This is a genomic window from Nocardia sp. CNS-044, from assembly GCF_059570515.1.
In genome coordinates, this window is the sequence record NZ_JCANSX010000005.1 from 965,225 (window position 1) to 982,804 (window position 17,580).

24 protein-coding genes are annotated in these 17,580 nt (G+C 67.8%); 8 read left to right on the forward strand and 16 right to left on the reverse strand.

Annotated elements, in window-relative coordinates:
- Positions 1-17 precede the first annotated feature (17 nt).
- Together T333_RS05390 and T333_RS05395 are read left to right on the forward strand one after the other, a co-directional pair.
- On the forward strand, positions 18-164 hold the full coding sequence (locus tag T333_RS05390) for a DUF1059 domain-containing protein (RefSeq protein ID WP_141807638.1): 147 nt from the start codon (positions 18-20) through the stop codon (positions 162-164).
- Positions 165-215: 51 nt separating this feature from the next.
- Positions 216-602 carry a hypothetical protein gene (locus T333_RS05395; protein ID WP_355000419.1) on the forward strand — a complete coding sequence of 129 codons (387 nt, stop codon included), beginning with the start codon at positions 216-218 and terminating at the stop codon, positions 600-602.
- 128 nt (positions 603-730) lie between these two features.
- Here the strand turns inward: T333_RS05395 and T333_RS05400 are convergent, their stop codons facing one another.
- From T333_RS05400 to T333_RS05415, 4 genes are all read right to left on the reverse strand, one after another.
- A complete protein-coding gene (locus T333_RS05400) occupies positions 731-1,129 on the reverse strand; it encodes an ArsR/SmtB family transcription factor (protein WP_496423809.1) in 399 nt (132 codons plus the stop codon).
- Positions 1,129-1,896 (reverse strand): SRPBCC family protein, encoded by a 768-nt coding sequence (locus tag T333_RS05405; RefSeq protein WP_496423810.1) that lies wholly within the window; start codon positions 1,894-1,896, stop codon positions 1,129-1,131. The genes T333_RS05400 and T333_RS05405 overlap by 1 nt, the downstream gene beginning before the upstream one ends.
- Before the next feature lie 6 nt (positions 1,897-1,902).
- Positions 1,903-2,673 carry an SDR family NAD(P)-dependent oxidoreductase gene (locus tag T333_RS05410; protein ID WP_496423811.1) on the reverse strand — a complete coding sequence of 257 codons (771 nt, stop codon included), beginning with the start codon at positions 2,671-2,673 and terminating at the stop codon, positions 1,903-1,905.
- Between the two features lie 115 nt (positions 2,674-2,788).
- Positions 2,789-3,406 (reverse strand): DUF2867 domain-containing protein, encoded by a 618-nt coding sequence (locus T333_RS05415; RefSeq protein ID WP_496423812.1) that lies wholly within the window; start codon positions 3,404-3,406, stop codon positions 2,789-2,791.
- A 133-nt stretch (positions 3,407-3,539) separates the two neighbouring features.
- Between T333_RS05415 and T333_RS05420 the strand changes: the two genes are divergently transcribed.
- The gene (locus tag T333_RS05420) at positions 3,540-4,100 is read left to right on the forward strand and encodes a TetR/AcrR family transcriptional regulator (RefSeq protein WP_496423813.1); all 561 of its coding nucleotides are present in this window, start codon (positions 3,540-3,542) and stop codon (positions 4,098-4,100) included.
- Positions 4,101-4,151: 51 nt separating this feature from the next.
- On the opposite strand, the gene T333_RS05425 is transcribed toward T333_RS05420, so the two are convergent.
- The gene (locus T333_RS05425; protein ID WP_496423814.1) at positions 4,152-4,724 is read right to left on the reverse strand and encodes a YdeI/OmpD-associated family protein; all 573 of its coding nucleotides are present in this window, start codon (positions 4,722-4,724) and stop codon (positions 4,152-4,154) included.
- Between the two features lie 138 nt (positions 4,725-4,862).
- On the opposite strand from T333_RS05425, the gene T333_RS05430 reads away from it, so the two are divergent.
- Positions 4,863-5,621 (forward strand): SDR family oxidoreductase, encoded by a 759-nt coding sequence (locus tag T333_RS05430; RefSeq protein WP_496423815.1) that lies wholly within the window; start codon positions 4,863-4,865, stop codon positions 5,619-5,621.
- A 59-nt stretch (positions 5,622-5,680) separates the two neighbouring features.
- Here T333_RS05430 and hsaB read toward each other — a convergent pair whose 3' ends face one another.
- From hsaB to hsaA, 4 genes are read right to left on the reverse strand one after another with little or no spacing between them, the layout of a single operon-like run.
- Positions 5,681-6,268 (reverse strand): 3-hydroxy-9,10-secoandrosta-1,3,5(10)-triene-9,17-dione monooxygenase reductase subunit, encoded by a 588-nt coding sequence (gene hsaB, locus T333_RS05435; protein ID WP_496423816.1) that lies wholly within the window; start codon positions 6,266-6,268, stop codon positions 5,681-5,683.
- A 23-nt stretch (positions 6,269-6,291) separates the two neighbouring features.
- A complete protein-coding gene (gene hsaC / locus T333_RS05440) occupies positions 6,292-7,197 on the reverse strand; it encodes an iron-dependent extradiol dioxygenase HsaC (protein ID WP_496423817.1) in 906 nt (301 codons plus the stop codon).
- A gap of 2 nt (positions 7,198-7,199) precedes the next feature.
- Positions 7,200-8,081, reverse strand: coding sequence for a 4,5:9,10-diseco-3-hydroxy-5,9,17-trioxoandrosta-1(10),2-diene-4-oate hydrolase (hsaD, locus tag T333_RS05445; RefSeq protein WP_496423818.1), 882 nt, complete (start codon positions 8,079-8,081; stop codon positions 7,200-7,202).
- Positions 8,081-9,244: a 3-hydroxy-9,10-secoandrosta-1,3,5(10)-triene-9,17-dione monooxygenase oxygenase subunit gene (gene hsaA, locus T333_RS05450; RefSeq protein ID WP_355000408.1), complete on the reverse strand. Its 1,164-nt coding sequence runs from the start codon at positions 9,242-9,244 to the stop codon at positions 8,081-8,083. The genes hsaD and hsaA overlap by 1 nt, the downstream gene beginning before the upstream one ends.
- 197 nt (positions 9,245-9,441) lie before the next feature.
- Between hsaA and T333_RS05455 the strand changes: the two genes are divergently transcribed.
- Positions 9,442-10,704 (forward strand): 3-ketosteroid-9-alpha-monooxygenase, oxygenase component, encoded by a 1,263-nt coding sequence (locus T333_RS05455; RefSeq protein ID WP_496423819.1) that lies wholly within the window; start codon positions 9,442-9,444, stop codon positions 10,702-10,704.
- On the forward strand, positions 10,704-11,036 hold the full coding sequence (locus tag T333_RS05460; RefSeq protein WP_141807625.1) for a hypothetical protein: 333 nt from the start codon (positions 10,704-10,706) through the stop codon (positions 11,034-11,036). The genes T333_RS05455 and T333_RS05460 overlap by 1 nt, the downstream gene beginning before the upstream one ends.
- A gap of 75 nt (positions 11,037-11,111) precedes the next feature.
- On the opposite strand, the gene T333_RS05465 is transcribed toward T333_RS05460, so the two are convergent.
- Both T333_RS05465 and T333_RS05470 read right to left on the reverse strand, forming a co-directional pair.
- Positions 11,112-11,522, reverse strand: a complete 411-nt coding sequence (locus T333_RS05465) for a cupin domain-containing protein (protein ID WP_496423820.1) — start codon at positions 11,520-11,522, stop codon at positions 11,112-11,114.
- A gap of 204 nt (positions 11,523-11,726) precedes the next feature.
- Entirely contained in the window at positions 11,727-12,770 is a 1,044-nt protein-coding gene (locus tag T333_RS05470) for a saccharopine dehydrogenase NADP-binding domain-containing protein (RefSeq protein ID WP_496423821.1), read from the reverse strand.
- A gap of 96 nt (positions 12,771-12,866) precedes the next feature.
- Between T333_RS05470 and T333_RS05475 the strand changes: the two genes are divergently transcribed.
- Together T333_RS05475 and T333_RS05480 are read left to right on the forward strand one after the other, a co-directional pair.
- Entirely contained in the window at positions 12,867-13,781 is a 915-nt protein-coding gene (locus T333_RS05475) for an AraC family transcriptional regulator (protein ID WP_496423822.1), read from the forward strand.
- Between the two features lie 235 nt (positions 13,782-14,016).
- Entirely contained in the window at positions 14,017-14,217 is a 201-nt protein-coding gene (locus tag T333_RS05480; protein WP_357246447.1) for a hypothetical protein, read from the forward strand.
- 19 nt (positions 14,218-14,236) lie between these two features.
- Here T333_RS05480 and T333_RS05485 read toward each other — a convergent pair whose 3' ends face one another.
- The 5 genes from T333_RS05485 to T333_RS05505 form a co-directional block, all read right to left on the reverse strand.
- Positions 14,237-14,665, reverse strand: coding sequence for a PIN domain nuclease (locus T333_RS05485; protein WP_357246444.1), 429 nt, complete (start codon positions 14,663-14,665; stop codon positions 14,237-14,239).
- Positions 14,662-14,877, reverse strand: a complete 216-nt coding sequence (locus tag T333_RS05490) for a type II toxin-antitoxin system VapB family antitoxin (protein WP_496423823.1) — start codon at positions 14,875-14,877, stop codon at positions 14,662-14,664. The genes T333_RS05485 and T333_RS05490 overlap by 4 nt, the downstream gene beginning before the upstream one ends.
- 67 nt (positions 14,878-14,944) lie before the next feature.
- Positions 14,945-15,697, reverse strand: a complete 753-nt coding sequence (locus T333_RS05495; protein WP_355000399.1) for a DUF427 domain-containing protein — start codon at positions 15,695-15,697, stop codon at positions 14,945-14,947.
- An 82-nt stretch (positions 15,698-15,779) separates the two neighbouring features.
- Positions 15,780-17,021, reverse strand: coding sequence for an MFS transporter (locus T333_RS05500; protein WP_355000398.1), 1,242 nt, complete (start codon positions 17,019-17,021; stop codon positions 15,780-15,782).
- Positions 17,022-17,047: 26 nt separating this feature from the next.
- A complete protein-coding gene (locus T333_RS05505; RefSeq protein WP_496423824.1) occupies positions 17,048-17,500 on the reverse strand; it encodes a MarR family winged helix-turn-helix transcriptional regulator in 453 nt (150 codons plus the stop codon).
- Positions 17,501-17,580 lie beyond the last annotated feature (80 nt).

A 17,580-nucleotide genomic window follows, 5' to 3' on the forward strand; every position in this document is an offset into this window, starting at 1 on the left:
GCGACCTAGGACGAACAATGAAGCGAAACCTGAACTGCCCCTGCGGTGAGTCCATCGTCGGCGCCGACGAAGACGATCTCGTCGCCAAGACCCAGGCGCATCTCGCGGAGAAGCACCCCGGGCACGAGTACTCGCGCGACGAGATCCTTTTCATCGCTTTCTGATTCGGAGCATTTCTCAAGGAGCCCGCAAGCCGCGGCAGCCATGGTCTGTTCATGAGAACTTTCGTGGCACTGGCGGCTCTGGGGCTCGCGCTCTGCGGCGGCGCAGGTACGGCGTCGGCCGGAGCGGGAGCGCACGCCGACTCTTGCGCGGGCGCGGTCGCCGGATGGGGAACCTTCACCGCCGTCATCAACCAGACGGCCATCGTGCAGAACGGTGTCGTCACCAGCGAGACGCACACCATGGTCTACAGCGGGTTCCTTGCGGGCATGGAAGACGCGCCCATCGTCGCGGCCGATGACCTCCACATCATCTACCGGAGCGGGAAGATCGACCTCGCGGTGCCCTACAAGGATGGCGCGAATCTGTACTTCCGCAACAACTCCGCCGTCGCGACTCCCGGGCGTTCCGGTGGTTGGTACCGGCTGTGTGAAATGTGAGCGCCGCGCGAAGAGGCTCGGCTCGGCGGCCGGCGCGCCTGTCGCTCACGCGGCGCTCCCTGTTTCGCGGCGCTCCGTAGCCCGCGGCTGATTCGGGCGCTGCCTGGTTCCCGGCGGTGCGGCTCCGTTCACGCCTGCCGCGCGCTCCTGCTCGCCTCCTCGACGGGCGGCTCGGCGGTGCGGCGGGCCCGTTTGCCACGGGCGATTTCGGTGGCGAGGGCGTCGAGGGGCTGGCTGAACCGGTGCAGCGGTTCGGTCAATTCGGTGAGCCAGGCGCGGGCCGCGTCCAGACCGGCGGGGTCGAGCGCGTACAGGCGGCGCGTGCCCTGGGCGCGCACGCTCACCAACCCGGCGTCGCGCAGCACCTTGAGATGCTGGGAGACGCCGGGCTGGGAGATGGAGGCGCGCTGCTGCACGGCCGCGACAAGCGCGCCCGCGGGCTGCTCCTCGGCCGCCACCAGCTCGAGGATGTAGCGGCGGATCGGATCGCCGAGCGCCTCGAAGATCTTCGCCGGAGACGCGACCATCAGGACTCGGCGCCGTCCTCGGGCTCGGTGGTGTAGAAGGTCACCGTCTGGTCCGCCGCCGTGATCGCCTCGGTCGGGTCGTCGCCGTCGGCGACCGCCGCGTCCGCCCACCCGTTGGCGGCCCTCCTGATGAACTCCACACCCTCGGGAGTGGTGTGGAAAGTCAGCACCTCGGCAGCGTCCAACGCCGCCGCGGACTCCACGTGCAGACCGAGTCCCAGCAGCGCGAGATCCCAGCCGACGCCCACGGCCCCCGGACCGTACTGCGCCCAGAACTCCGGATCGACCGGCGCTTCGTGCTCGAGCTCCAGAACGGTCCCGTCCTCGCTCGCGCTCAGCGTCACCGTCAGCCACGACACCTGCGGGCCCATCTCCCACGTCACCGCGAACCGCCGCGGCGCCTCGCACTCCTCGATCACCCCGTTCGCGTTCCCCTCGAGCTGGTACTTCCCACCCAGCTCCAGATCCCCGCTCACCGGCAGAAACCACCGCGGAATCCGCTCCCCATTCGTCAACGCGTCCCACAGATCCGCCTGATCCGTCGGATAACTCCGCCGAGCCACCGCGATCCGCGTAACTTCCCCACCCCGCTCCCCGGTCCGAACCTCCCGAGCCACCAGCCCGGCGATCCCCACGGGATCCGTCAACAAGGCCATACCAACCTCCTTCAATAAGTTGGTACTTATATTAACCCACGCGCGAACCCCTGACCACTGATCCAGCTGGACTGCACGCCAACGCCCGGCCCGCACCGGGCGCTGACCCATCTGCTGCTACAGCATGCGGTCGGGGATGGCGGTGATGAGGCCGCCGTCGACGAGGAGGTCTTGGCCGTTGATGTAGGAGGCTTCGGGGGAGGCGAGGAAGGCTACGGCGTCGGCGATGTCCTCGGGGGTGCCGAGGCGGCCCGCGGCGACGGCGGCGATGGCGGCGGCTTTGGCTTCGGCGGAGACGTTCTCGCGGTAGGAGGGGGTTTCGATGTAGCCGGGGCTGACGGAGTTGACTCGGATACTCCTCGGGGCCAGTTCGGCGGCGAGGGTGCGGGTGAGGCTGTGCACGGCGGCTTTGGTGGCGGAGTAGAGGGAGGCGCCGGGGACGCCGCGGTGCAAAGCCCAGGAGGCGTTGACGACGATGGCCGCGTCGTCGGCGAGCAGGGGGAGGGTCTTCTGGATGGTGAAGAAGACGCCCTTGAAATTGATGTCGATGACGCGGTCGAACTCGGCTTCGGTGATGTCGGCGGTCGGCAGGAAGGCGGCGATGCCCGCATTGGCGAAGAGCACGTCGAGGCGACCGTGGCGCTCGCGGATCGTGTCCGCCAGCGCGTCGATGTCGCCGAGTTCCGCTACATCGCTGCGGATTCCGAGCAGCCGCTCGCCGCCGCCCAGTTCTTCGACGGCCGCGTCCAGTCGGCTCTTGTCGCGGCCGGTGACGATCACCCGCGCGCCCTCGTCGAGGAGGCGGCGTGCGGCCGCGAGTCCTATCCCGCTGGTGCCGCCCGTGACGAGGGCGATCTTGTCGTCGAAACGAGAGCTGTTGGCGCGCATGGCCAGAACCTCCGAAGTGCTGTTTGCCGGTACAAACCATCACGAACAGCAGACGGTGCGCCGCGATTCCGTCGGGGCCGCAGAGACCGCCGTTCTCGGCCGACGCCGACGCGCGCTACGTGCCCTGCCGCTGCCAGCCGCGCTCGAAGATACGCATCAACGCGGGGTACACGAGCACGTACCGAAACGGTTTGATCGCCGCCATGTACATCTTGCCGAACAACCCGTTCGGCTTGACGAGCACAGCCATCTGCCCTCGGTAACCCCCGGATCCGTCGGGCACCCAGCCGATGTGCATCACCCCGTGCATGGTGCGGTTGGCCATCTCCGCCGCCCATTCGGTGTCCGTGAGGTAGACCGACGTGAACGGATGATTCTCGGTATCGGGGCCGCGTGGTCCCGCGCGCAGATCGTCGGGCAACCGCTCGCGCAACGAGGTGACTCGGGTGCCTACTTTCGTGCCCGCGTCGTCCCAGCCGAGCAGCGCGCCGAGCTTCCAGCGGATAGCGAACAGGGCACGGAAGATCAGGGGTTGCGGTGTGTCGTCGTCCGTTGCGATGAACCGCACCAAGCGCGGCAGATCGTCGGGACCGCCGGGCGTCGGCAGCGCCCAGACATCCTCTAGCACGAAATCGTGGGCGATCTCGTGGATTCGCCACGGACGTTCGGTGTGCTCGGTGTCGGGGAGTCTCGTCTCGGCTCGTGTGCTCGGCACCGGGAACGGAGTCGTCACGTCGGCCTCCTCTGTCGTCCAATGAAACATGAACATCCTTATGCGGCAACAGCTTTCAAATATACGTCGCCGTATAACATCGATCGTAGACCGCTCCACCCCCGCTGTCGACACCCTCGGCGATACTGGTGGCATGGTCGCCGTCACACGCACACCCCGCAGCCGGTGGGTCGAGCAGGGACTTGTCGCCTTGGCCGCGGGCGGCCCCGACGCCGTGCGCGTCGAGAGCATCGCCGCGGCGCTCGGCGTCACCAAGGGCGGGTTCTACGGGCACTTCGCCGACCGCAACGCCCTGCTGGAGGAAATGCTCGACACCTGGGAGCAGGAGAGCACCCGCGCGGTGGTCGAGCGGGTCGAGCAGGAGGGCGGCGACGCGCGCACCAAGATCCAGCGCGCCGGTCTGCTCACCTTCTCCGACGATCGCCTCCGGCCGATCGACCTGGCCGTACGCGACTGGGCGCGCCGCAACGAGGCGGTCGCCGAGCGACTGCGCCGGGTGGACAACGAGCGCATGGCGTATCTGCGCGAACTGTTCGGCACCTACTGCACCGACCCCGACGAGATCGAGGCCCGCAGCATGCTGGCCTTCAGCCTCGCGGTCGGCAAACATCTGCTCGCCGCCGACCACGGCCATCGCACCCGTCGCGAGGTGGTCGCCCTGGCGTCGGCGTTCCTGCTCGAACCCAGGCGATGAGGGCTGAGTATTGGGCGTAGCCGCGTGTAGCAATGGAGCTACGTTGGTGGATCAGCTTGCGCTGCGATCGAGTTCTTCGACGATCTGCCGCAGTCGCGCGGCGCGTTCGCTCTCGCCACGAGTCTTCATCAACCGCAGGAACAGCGCGTACTGCCCGGTGCGGTCGAGTTGATCGAATCGCCCGCGCGCCCGCAGGTTCCCTTCCAGCGCCGCCCTCAAATCGTCCGGGATGGTCGCGGTGCGCTGCCGTTCGTAGGCCGCGTCCCAGCGCCCGTCCGCTCGCGCCGCGCGAACGGCGGCCAAGCCGGGTTCGCGCATCCGCCCCGCGGCGGTCAACGCCTCCACCTTGTCGACATTGACCTGCGACCACGGGCTTTTCGGGCGGCGCGGCGAGTAGCGCTGTAGGTAGTGGTCGTCGTCGAGGGCCCGGCGGTGGCTGTCGATCCAGCCGTAGCACAGTGCGCCGTCGAGCGCCTCGGCGATGCTGAGCGTCGCGCTCGTCGCGTTCTTCTTGGCGATCTTTAACCAGACGCCGGTCGACCGGTCGTGGTTGGCCGCGAGCCACGCCTCCCAGTGCGCGGAGTCCGCGAAGGTGTGGACAGCGGTGCCGTCGAGCTGGTTCATGGTGGTCTCCGAGGTGCTGGGATGGTCTCTCCCTCTGATTCTCCGCAGATAAGTGCTCACCAATTGAGCAGTTTTGTCATCCGACTCGCGGGCACGCCGCACTTGTGGTGCGGGACGAGGGAGGAGTACTAGTTACTCATGGGTAACATTCTTGTCGCCGGAGGAACCGGAGCGCTGGGCAGGCACATCGTCGCGCTGCTTCGCCGGGAGGGGCATGCGGTGCGAGTCCTCTCGCGCCGACCGGGCGCGGGCACGCACGTGGGCGATCTGCGGACGGGCGAAGGCGTCGCGGAAGCGGTGGAAGGCGTGGACGCCGTCGTGCACGCGGCCTCGGACTTCCGTAAGTTCGGCGGGCCCGACATCGAGCAGACCCGCAATCTGCTCGCCGCCGCGACGGGTGTCGATCACCTGCTGTACGTCTCGATCGTCGGCATCGACCGCATCCCGTTCCGTTACTACCGCAACAAGCTCGCCTGCGAACAACTTGTCACTGAAAGCGGTGTGCCGCATACGATTCTGCGCGCGACGCAATTCCACGAGCTGATCGCGTCGATCCTCTACGGCGTGGAACGGCTGCCGATCGCGCCGCTGCCCACCGACTTTCGGTTCCAGCCGGTCGCCGCGACGGACGTGGCGGCACGCGCCGCCGAACTGATCCAGGGCCCGCCCCTCGGCCGCGCGCCGGATTTCGGCGGTCCCGAAGTGCTGAGCCTGGGCGAACTCGCCGAAACATGGCGCACGATCAGATCGCGTCCGCGCCGGGTCGTCCGCGTGCCCGCGCCGGGCGAGGTGGCGCGAGCGTTCCGCGAAGGTCGGAACACCTGCCCCGACCACGCCGACGGCACGCAGAAGTGGGCGCAGTTCGTCAGCGCCGACCAGGGGAACGCTTACTTCTGACGCTGCGGAAGCGGTGCGTCTCCAGCCCGCGCCCGGAGCGAAGGCGGAGGTACGGTCTCCTACAACCAGGTGTCCAGCGTCGTAGTGGTCAGGAAGTGGTCGAGATCGGCCCGCCACGGCGCGGGCACCGTCTTCTCCGGCTCGATGGCGGTGTACTGACCGCGATAGAACAGCAGGGGCCTGCCGGAGTCCGTGGACTCCGACAGGACCTGCACGCGGCCGATCACGATGTAGTGATCGCCGCCGTCGACGACGCTGTCCACCGTGCACTGGATCGTGGCCAGCGCGTCGTCCAATACCGGGAGATCCAGATCCGAAGTGTGCCAAGTGGTTCCGGCGAACTTGTCGGGTTCGCGGGAACCGAATCGGGCACACAGCTGCTGTTGTTCCTCGGCGAGGATGTTGACGCAGAAGCGTCCGGTCTTCTCGATCGCCGCCCAGGAGCGTGACGCCTTGGTGGGGCAGAACAGCACAAGCGGCGGTTCGAGGGACAGGGCGGCGAACGATTGACAGGCGAAGCCGATCGGCGCCGCGTCGTCACCGAAGGCGGTGATGACGGTGATACCGGTACAGAACTGCCCCAACACGTTTCGGAATTGGCGCGGATCGATCACCGGTTGTCCGTCGGTGGTCGGTTTCGTCTCCATCACAGGCTCGCTCACCCCGTCGGTCATTGCTGGCGCTGGCCCACCGTGAAGTCGTGGCCCCACAGGCTCACGGCGGTGGACTCCCTGGCGATCCAGTCGTGGTCGTCGACTTCCAGTCCCTCGCAGCCGAATTCGACGTCGAAGCCGCCGGGCGTCTTCATGTAGAAGGACAGCATCTTGTCGTTGACGTGCCTGCCGAGGGTGGCCGACATCTTGACCTTCTTGCGCAGCGCGCGATCGAGGGCCAGTCCGACGTCGTCGGCGTTCTCCACCTCGAGCATGAGGTGGACGATGCCGCTCGGGGTCGGCATCGGCAGGAAGGCCAGCGAGTGGTGGCGCGGATTGCAGCCGAAGAACCGCAGCCAGGCCGGTTCGCCGTCGGCGGGACGGCCGACCATCTGCGGTTGCAGCCGCATCGAGTCGCGCAGGCGGAAGCCGAGCACGTCGCGGTAGAACTCCAGCGCGGCCTTGTCGTCGGAGGTGCTGAGCACCACGTGGCCGAGACCCTGCTCCTCGGTGACGAACCGGTGCCCGTACGGGCTGACGACCCGCCGGTGCTCCAACGCGACGCCGTGGAACGCCTCGAGCACGTTGCCGGACGTGTCCTCGAAACTGATCAGCTCGTAGACGCGCCGGTCGGCCTTCTCCGTCGCGGTGCCCTCCTTGTAGGGCACGCCAGCGGCCTCCAACCGATTCCGGATGTCTTGCAGCTCTTCGGCATTGGCCGTCTCCCAGCCGGAGACCTGCAGCCGGTCCTTCTCGCCGGGGACGATGACCAGCCGGGCCGGGAATTCGTCCATTCGCAGGTAGAGCGCGTCCGGGACGCTGCCCTTGCCCTCCACCATGCCGAGCACCTTGAGGCCGTATTCGCGCCAGGCCGCCATGTCGGTGGCCTCGATGCGCAGGTAGCCGAGCGATCGAATGCCCATGTCTACTTCTCCTTGCCGGATCCGGACAGGAAGTCCGTTGCCAGCCGGTTGAATTCGTGGAACTTCTCCAGTTGCGCCCAGTGGCCGCAGCCGCCGAACACGTGCAACTGCACCCGCGGGATCATCTTGGTCGCGATGATGGCGCCGTCGAGCGGGTTGACCCGATCCTCGCGGCCCCAGATCAGCAGCACCGGTTGGCGCAGCTTGTAGGCGTCGCGCCAGAGCATGCCGAGCTCGAAATCGGGGCCGGAGAACGACTTGCCCATGGCGCGGGTCGCGGCCAGCGCTTCGGGAGTCTTGGCCGATTCGAAGCGCTCGTCGATCAGTTCCTCGGTGATCAGCTTCTGGTCGAAGACCATGATCCGCAGGAACGCTTCGAGATTCGCCCTCGTCGGCTCGAAGTTGAAGCGGGAGAGCAGCTTCACGCCCTCGGTCGGGTCCGGCGCGAAGGCGTTGAGGCTGAGTCCGCCGGGGCCCATCAGCACCAGCTTGCCCGCGCGCTCGGGGTAGTCCAGCGCGAACCGGACCGCCGCTCCGCCGCCGAGCGAATTGCCGAGGATGTGCACCCGGTCGGTGATCTCCAGGTGGTCGAGCAGATCCTTCGCCGCCGACGCGGAGTGCGCGAAGTACTGCGGATGCTCGACCGGCTTGTCCGACTTGCCGAAACCCGGCTGATCCACCGCGAGCACATGGAAATTCTGCGCCAGCACCGGGATGTTGCGTGCGAAATTCGACCAGGACGACGCACCGGGGCCGCCGCCGTGCAGCAGTACGATCGTCGGACCGTTGCCGGTGCCCGCCTCGTGGTAGTGCAGCCGCAGATCCGGCCGCACCTGCGCGTAGCGCGAGGTCGATTCGTAGGTGAGCTCCACCGTCGAGGTCATCACACCATCCCGTCGGTCACCGGAAGGCCGAACTCGTGGGTGCCGTACATGACGTACGCGCGCTCGGGATCGTTGGCCGCGTGCACCCGGCCCGCGTGCGCGTCGCGCCAGAAGCGCTGCAGCGGAGTGCCATTGGCCAGCGCCGTGGCGCCCGAGGCCTCGAAGAGCTTGTCGATCGAGGCGATCGCCCGCCCGGTCGCGCGCACCTGGTCGCGGCGGGCCCGGACCCGCAGGTCGAACGGAATCTCCTTGCCCGCCACCAGCAGTGCGTATTCGTCGGCGACGTTGCCGGAGAGCTGGCGCCACGCCGCGTCGATATCGCTGGACGCCTCGGCGACGCGGACCTTGGTGAACGGGTCGTCCTTGGCCTTCTCGCCGGCGAAGGCCGCGCGCACCCGCTTGCCCTGGTGCTCGACGTGCGCGGCGTAGGCGCCGTAGGCCATGCCGACGATCGGCGCGGAGATCGTGGTGGGATGGATGGTGCCCCACGGCATCTTGTAGACCGGGTCCGGGTTCTGCGCCAGGCCGGGCGATTTCAGCTCGCTCATGGCGCGGAAGCTCAGGAACCGGTGCTTGGGCACGAAAACGTCCTCCACCACAACGGTGTTGGAGCCGGTGCCGCGCAGGCCGACCACGTTCCACACGTCGTCGATGCGGTAGTCGGTGCGCGGGATGAGGAAGCTGCCGAAGTCGACCGGCTTGCCGTCCTTGATGACCGGACCGCCGAGCACCGCCCAGGTGGCGTGGTCGGAGCCGGAGGACCAGGCCCACGCGCCCTTGACGATGTAGCCGCCGTCCACCACGGTGCCCGCGCCCATCGGGGCGTAGGACGAGGAGATCCGCACCTCGGTGTCCTCACCCCATACGTCCTCTTGCGCCTGCTGGTCGAACAGCGCGAGGTGCCAGTTGTGCACGCCGACGATGCCCGCCACCCACCCGGTGGAACCGCACGCGCTGGCCAGCTTGCGGACGGTGTCGTAGAAGACGACCGGGTCGGCGGCGTGTCCGCCCCACTGCTTGGGCTGCAGCAGTCGGAAGAAGCCGGTCTCTTGGAGCGCCTTGATCGATTCGTCGGGGATGCGCCGCAGGTCCTCGGCCTCCTGCGCGCGCTCACGCAGTGTCGGCAACAGCGCTTCGACCCGCTCGGTCACTTCTTGCGTCATCTCGGGACCTGCTCCTGCCTGGTCGGATTGGTAACCGGTACTCATTTGCCTCTGAGACTAGAACAGGTTCTTATTTCTGTCGAGAACCGGCGTTCATCGCAGGTCGTGAATGCACATGCGCAGGAAGTGAGCCGAATCGCTGGCATGAAGCGGGACATTTTTGTAACGTGTTCTAGTACAGAAGGAGGAGAATCGCGATGGCAGTTACCCCCAAGGGGAGCGGTGCAAGGGCCTCGGGGTCGGCAGCCGGCGGAGCCGGCGGGGTGGGTAAGCACAGGGAGCTGGATGTCGGCTCGGCGCCTACCCGCTATGCGCGGGGATGGCATTGCCTCGGCCTGGCCAAGACGTTCCGGGACGGTAAGCCGCACGCGGTGAACGTGTTCGGTACCAAGCTGGTGGTCTGGGTCGACAGCGCGGGCGAACTGCGGGTGCTCGACGCCTACTGCAGGCACATGGGCGGCGACCTGAGCATGGGCGAGGTCAAGGGCGACGACATCGCCTGCCCGTTCCACGACTGGCGCTGGTCCGGTGTCAACGGCAAGTGCAGCTCCATCCCTTACGCGCGGCGCGTGCCGCCGCTGGCGCGCACCAGGAAGTGGACGACGCTGGAGCGCAACGGTCAGCTGTTCGTCTGGCACGACCACGAGGGCAACGAGCCGCCGCCGGAGATCACCATCCCGCACATCGAGGGGCCGTACACCGACGCGGACGGCAACCCGACCGACCAGCTCGACAGCGGCTGGACGGACTGGACGTGGAACTCGATGCTCATCGAGGGCGCGAACTGCCGCGAGATCATCGACAACGTGGTCGACATGGCCCACTTCTTCTACATCCACTTCGCCTTCCCGACGTACTTCAAGAACGTCTTCGAGGGACACATCGCCACCCAGTTCCTGGAGACCAAGGGCAGGCCCGACATCGGTATGGCCTCCAAGTACGGCGGCGACACGTTGCTGAAGTCCGAGGCCTCGTACTTCGGCCCCTCGTACATGATCAACCCGCTGATCAACATCTACAGCGGTTACGAGGTCAAGAGCGTCCTGATCAACTGCCACTACCCGGTCACGCAGGACTCGTTCATGCTGCAGTGGGGCATCACGCTGGAGAAGCCGAAGGGCGTCGACGGCGAGATGGCCGACAAGCTGGCCGAGAAGATGACCGAGGGCATCAGCGTCGGCTTCCTGCAGGATGTCGAGATCTGGAAGCACAAGTCCAAGGTCGAGAACCCGCTGCTGTGCGAGGAGGACGGCCCGGTGTACCAGCTGCGCCGCTGGTACGACCAGTTCTACGTGGACGCCGCCGACGTCACCGAGAAGATGACCCAGCGCTTCGAGTTCGAGGTGGACACCACCAAGGCGAACGAGGCGTGGGAAGCCGAGGTCGCGGAGAACCTGCGTCGCAAGCGCGAAGCCGAAGAGGCCGAGCAGGCGACGAAGGAAGCAGAGGCCGGGGTCTGATGGCCGCGACCTGGGCCAAGGCGCCGGACTTCGCCGATCAGCCCGCGCGGCGGGCGGCGGTGCAGGCCCAGACCGTGGTCGACAAACAGCGCTACCTGGAGGAGGGCCTGACGCCGTTGCGGTGTCAGGCCTGCCGGAGCGAGGTGCTGGTGCGCAAGTCCAGCTCGCACCAGACCTCCGTGCAGTGGACGGAGCCGCCCGAAACGCACTGCCCGGTCTTCGCCGAGCTCGCCGCGTCGGGCGGCCGCCCCGGTCGTCCCGAGACTTGTCCGCAGTTGGAGAAGACCATCAAGTGGGCGGTCGACGAGGGTGTGATCGAGGTTCCGAAGTAGGCGTACCTCCGCATTCGCTCCGGCCGTGCGCGGCTTCCTCCGCGTTCGCTCGGGCCGTGCGCGGCGGGCGACGGCTCAGTCGAGCCGGAAGTCTTCGAAATCGAAGCCCGGAGCGACGATGCAGCTCACCAGCACGTACTCGTCGCCGAGCGGCCGCGCGGCCTGGCTGACACCGCCGGGAACCACGGCCTGCAACAGCTGACCGCGCTCGACATCGGGACCGAGGACGATTTCCTCGCCGCCGATGTCGAGCGCGAGCGGTCCGCCGCGGTGCCAGAGCCACAGCTCGTCGGAGCGCACCGTGTGCGGGGCCGAGCGCTCACCCGGCATCAGCAGGAAATGGATCGCCGTCGCCGCGGCGCGCGATCCCGGATAGCCGTCGGGCGTGAATTCCACCGGGCTGCGCCATGTTTGGCGATACCAGCCGCCCTCGGGGTGCGGCGTCAAGTCGAGTGCGATGGCCAGCGCGGGCCGGTCGTCGGTCATCTCTCGACTCTATGCCTCGTCGCCGTGCTCGACCGGCTCGGCGCGGAGGAGGAGGTCGCGCGCGGTCCTCACCCGATGCCGGGCTCGGCTGGCTAGTTCCGCTCGGGGCCGGCCTGGTGGCGGAGGACTCGCAGCGCGCTGACTTCGTCCAGCTTGTTCCGCTCGGGGCGACCCAGTGGCGGCGAAACTCGCCACTCGCTGAGCTCAGGACTCCTCGATGCGCCACGTGATGCCGAAACGGGCGAGGGCGTCGAGGAATTCGGCGGGCTCGAACGCTTCGGCCGGTGCCAGCGCGCCCGGCTTGGCGGACCCGGCGGCCAATCGGGTCGCGATCTCGACGGCGAGCAGGGCGGAATCACGGTAGGAGTCCACACCGTCGACCACGCCGCGCACCACCCGGCCGTCGCTGTGCGCGTCCACGATCACCTGGTAGCGCAGGTCCGAACTCGGCTCGTCGGGAATCTGCTCGATGAGCTCCTCGGTGAAAGAGCCCAGCGTGCTGAGGATCTCGGCGGCGAGGACGCCCTCCACCGACGCGACCTCGGTGTGCCGCGGGACGGTGAGCACCGGCGGCTGCGGGAACTTCCCGACGGCGGTGGGCGCGGAGTCTCCCGGGAAGGTCATCTCCGGATGCCGCGCGGGACCGGTGCGCAGCTCGCCGTCCGCGAAATGCCAACCGCCGCTGCTGAACCAGTCGAGGCTGGCGAACACCGTCTTGGCGCTGCCCTTCGAGCCGTTGCCCCCGCTCTTGCTCAGGTGGCTGATGACGATCTCCGCCGGGCCGTTCACCCGGCGCGCGACGAGATTGGCGAGCAGGTCGCCCGCGATATTGTTGTCCGTGATACCGGAAACGACTGTTACACCGGCTGTTTCGGCCTCGGTGGCGTAATCGTCGAAGACCTTCTTCAGGAACAGCTGTTCGCCGGAGATGTCGGTGTAGTGCGCGCCCGCGGCGATGGCGGCGGCCAGTACCGGTTCGCCGTTGCGCACGTAGGCGGAGAGGCTGCTGATCACCGCGTCGGCGCCGGTGAACGCGGCGGCAAGGGCGGCGTGGTCGGTGAGGTCGGCGACACGGATTTCGGCGTTCGTCAGGCCCGCGGCTTCGGCGGCGGCACGCATGCGATCGGCGTTGCGGCCCACCAGGATCGGGGTGAGGCCGCGGCGGTGGAGTTCGGCGAGCAGGTGGCCGCCGGTGTGGCCGGTGGCGCCGTAGACGGCGATGGTGGGGGAGGTCGTCCGCTGTGTCATGCAAATGACCTTATGGGCACGATGCGAGCAAATGAATGGCTTACAAGCTCACATTCATGTCTGAAACGCTCAACAACTGAGCGTATTGTTGCTGCCGTGGACATCCTCAGCGAGACCATAGCGGCCATTCGCACCGGCTATCCGGCGTCCGGCTTGTTCATCAGGCACGCGCCGTGGGGTCGCCGCTATCCGGTGGTGCCCGGCGCGGGGTTCCATGTCGTGCTGCGCGGATCCTGCTGGGCGGTCCCGCCCGGCGGTGAACCGATCGCGCTCGGTGTCGGCGACGTGCTGTTCATGCCGCGCGGCGCCGATCACGATCTGGTCGACAATCTCGAGAGCCCGGTCACCGAAACCGCTCGGCCCGGCGAGCCGCGCGAGATCCCCGGGCCGGGGTTGCGGGCCGAACTACTCTGCGGCGCATACGAACTCGGTAGGGCCCGGTCGCACCCGCTGCTCGACGAACTGCCCGAGTTCATCCACCTGCCCGCCCGCCCCGGCCGTCATCCCGCGCTGCGCGGTGCGGTGGATCTGCTCGCCGCCGAGATCGCCGAACCGCGCCAGGGCAGCGATGCCGCGGTGCCCGCATTGCTGGAGACCATGCTGCTGTTCATCCTGCGCGCTTGGTTCGACGAACAGGCCGACGCCCACCCCACCGGTTGGGCGGCCGCCTTCGCCGACCCCGCCGTCGCCGCCGCCCTGCGCGCCGTCCACGAAGACCCGGCCCGCGCCTGGACCGTCCCCGACCTCAGCGACATCGCCGGTGTCTCCCGCGCCACCCTGGCCCGCCGCTTCACCGCCACCGTCGGCGAACCCCCACTCTCCTACGTCACCCGCTGGCGCCTCCTCACCGCCGCCCGCCTCCTCCGCGACACCGACGCCCCCTTGCACACCATCGCCCGAAAAGTCGGCTACACCTCCGAATTCGCCTTCGCCAAGGCCTTCAAACGCGCCTACGGCGAGGCCCCAGGCCACCACCGCCGCACCCCCACCCAAACCCCGATCGCCGTGTGACGCGCTGCCGCGCGCTGCCGAGGCGCTGCGGCCGGTCCGACCTCGCCGGCTGGGTCGGGTGTCCGGTGAAGTTCCGGTGCGTGCGGCGGAAAAGGGGAGTTTCGTCTTGGAAGGTGAACGCAGGGGAATCTGGAAGTCTCGTCTAGAAACCGACGTTCGGCGGGGGAGCCATCCGGCATCATGAATATCAGCGGTGCGCATGAGCTATCGCCGTTCGCTCGGGAGGGGAGGTCCCGTGAGCACGACCGCGGACGAGTCGGCGCGGCGGGTATTGGACGCGGCCTTGGCGGAGTTCGTCGCGTTGCGCAACGAGCTGGACGAGATCGGCCGTGGGCAGCGGACCGTCATGAATCTGAACATCTCGGTCACCACAGCGATCGCCGCCTTCGTGCTGTCGCAGCGGGTGGCGCCCCAACTGCTCCTCGTAATCCCCTAAAAAGGCGAGGCGCCGCCGACTAATCCAAGTCGTTGTCGCCTTTGCCGAGCCAGCGGTGGGGCTGGCCGGTGATGGCGACGATCTGGTCGAAGTCGTGGTCGCGGTGGAGGAGGCTGAGGCCGCGGAGTTCGGCGGTGGCGGCGAGGACGAGGTCGACCGGGCCCGCGCTGCGGTGCTTGCCGCGTTTCGTCAGTTCGCCCTGGACTTCCCAGGCTCGGGCGTAGGCGCGGTCGTCGACCGGTTCCCAGCCGAATAGCACGCGCATGTCGTCGATAGTGCGTTCGCGGTCGGCGGCGGAGCGGGCGGTGTAGAAGAACTCGAGTTCCACGATCGGGCAGATCGCGACCAGTCCCGCGGCGACCGCGCGTTGCCAGGCAAAGGAATCCGGATCCTGGCGCATGATCGGAACCAGCGCGCTGGTGTCGATCAGGAACCGCGCCGCACTCACCGCCGGTAGTCCCGCTTGTTCTCGAGGATGTCCAGGTCGAAAGCGCCCTCGGCGACGGCATCTTGCAAACGGGTGAGCGCCAGCGCCCGGCGGCGGGTCTCCAGGACTTCCCGCAGCGCCGCGTTGACGGTGTCCTTCTTGGTGCCGGTGCCGAGTTCCTTGGCGACCTCGGCGACGAGTTCGTCATCGAGGTCGATCACCGTCCGAGCCATGGCGCACCTCCTGATATCTCCGCGTATATCGAAGATATCAGCGCGTATATCCGGCGTCGAGGGGTTTTCAGCTGAAGGGGGAGCGGGGGCGCTCCTCGAGCACGCCGTCGATCCAGACGTCGACCTTCTCGTTGTAGAAGCACGCCATGCCCGCGATCTTCTGGCTCTCGGGTAGCGGGGTGCGGTAGACCCAGGCGATGTCGGGGTATTCCTTGTCGCCGATGCGGACGGTCCAGTAGTCGGCGGTGCCCTTGTAGGGGCAGCGGGAGTGGGTGTCGGAGGGATGTAGGAGGTCGAGGCGCACGTCGGTGAGGGGGAGGTAATAGCGTGCGGGAAGGCCGGTTTCGAAGAGGATGCGCGGGCTGTGGGAGTCCGCGACGGCGACGCCGCCGATCTCGATCCGGATGTGCCGGGAGCTGCCGAGGATGTCGACGCGTGAATACGGATCGCGCGGATGGACGTAGACCGGCTCGTCCTCCTCGAACCAGTCGCCCATGGCGTCCCAGTCCAGCCGGACCAGCTCGTTCAGTTCCGGCAGCGGGGAATCGTGGTAGCGCAGCGCGCCTCCCGGCGCGGTGACGCCGTCGACGATCACGTCGTACACCGTGGCCTCGCCACGGCTGGGGGAATGGGTGGTCTCGCCGTTCGGCTCGATTTTGGCGCGCAGATCGGCGACGGGGATGTAGTAGGTCGGGTAGTAGGGGATCTCCCATACCAGCACCGGGCGGTCCGTATCGGCCACCAGGTGCCCGCCGAGATAAACCCGGACTCGCTTCTGGCTGGTCGCGACCTTGACGCGGCCTCGCTGCTCTTCGGTCATATTCTCGACGGTACGCCGAACGGGTGACAGGTTCCGGACCCCGAAACGGGCCCCGCCGCGACAGCGGGGCCCGCGAAAAATCTCAGTCGCCGACGGTGATCGCCTGCGCCTCTTCCACCGAATGCGGCGCGGGATCGTGCTCGTCGATGTGGGCGAGCGCGGCACGTCCCACCACCAGGACGAGCACGGCGGCGGCGGTGCAAGCCGCGCCCACCCAGAACGGCAGCGCGATGCTGTGCTCGCCGAGCTTGCCCGCCAGCCACGGCGCGGCAGCGCCACCGGCGAATCGGACGAAGCTGTAGGCCGCCGACGCGGTGGAACGCTCCACCGGCGCGGAGATCATCACGGCCTCGGTGATGAGGGTGTTGTTCACGCCGAGGAACAGACCGGCGAGCACCGTGCCGACGATCAGCACCGTCTTGTGCTCCGCGAACAGCGCCATCACCGCGAGGTCCGCGGCGAACAACCCGAGCGCGAGACCCATCATCGGCAGCGTCCCGAACCGGCGCTGCAAGCCGGGAGCCAGGAAGACCGAGGCGATCGCGAGCAGAATGCCCCAGCCGCAGAAGATGAAGCCGATCGCGTAGGTGCCCATGTCCAGCGGGAACGGGGTGTAGGCGAGCAGGGTGAAGAAGCCGAAGTTGTAGAGCAGCGCGGTGATGCTGACGGTGAGCAGTCCGCGGTGGCGCAGCGCCTGGAACGGTGCGGCGAGCGAGGTGCGATGTTCCGGCTTCGGGCCCTCGGGCAGCAGCACGACGATGCAGACGAACGCGATCGCCATCAGCACCGAGACGCCGAAGAACGGTCCGCGCCAACTGATTCCGCCGAGCACGCCGCCGACCAGCGGGCCGGTCGCGATGCCGATGCCGAGCGCCGCCTCGTACAGGATGATGGCGCGCGCGACGCCGCCGCTCGCCGCGCCGACGATGGTGGCCAACGCGGTCGCGATGAACAGCGCGTTGCCGAGACCCCAGCCCGCGCGGAAACCGACGATCTCCCCGACGGTGCCGGACATGCCCGCCAGCGCCGCGAACACGACGATGATGGCCAAACCGGCGAGCAAGGTCTTCTTCGCGCCGAAGCGGCTGGACACCACGCCCGTTACCAGCATCGCAACGCCCGTCACCAGCATGTAGCTGGTGAACAGCAGCGAGACCTGCGACGGCGAGGCGTGCAGTTGCTCGCCGATCGGCTTCAGGATCGGGTCGACCAAGCCGATGCCCATGAAGGCGATGACGCTGGCGAAGGCGACCGCCCAGACCGCCTTCGGCTGTTTGGTCGACGTTGGCGCGCTGGTATCGGCGCGGGTGATCACGGTGCTCATGCCTGCGCCTCGCTCACTTCGTTCGCTCATAGGTGTTCCCTCGACGGATCGTGCTGGGGAGCCACCTTTTTCAGCGCTTCCAGCAGTTCGTTCAGATCGGTATCCATTCGCTCGAGTCGTTCGACGTCGAATTCGGCGAGCCGGGCGGCCATGGCCGTGCCGTAGGCGGCGCGGGCTCGGGCCAGTCGCTCGCGTCCGGCCGGGGTGAGGTCGACGACGACCGCCCGCGAGTCCTCGGGGTCCTTGGTCCTCGTCGCGAATCCGTCTTCGACGAGCCGCCCGAGCAGCGCCGTTGCCGCCGGTTGGGAGCATCGATCGATCCTGGCGAATTCGCTGACCCGCACCGCGCCGTGCTCGTCCAGGACGGCAAGGGCCCGCAGCACGGCTCGCGGCAGATCGTCGTCGCCGATCGCCCCGGCCAGCCGGGTCAGCCTGCCCGCGGTGACGAGGAGATCGACCACGATGTCTGCTGTCGTCAAGGGAGCATGCTGCACCCAAATATTATTACATAAGCTAACTATCTATCTACCGTGAGACAGCCCACCGCCGACCGCCGTGC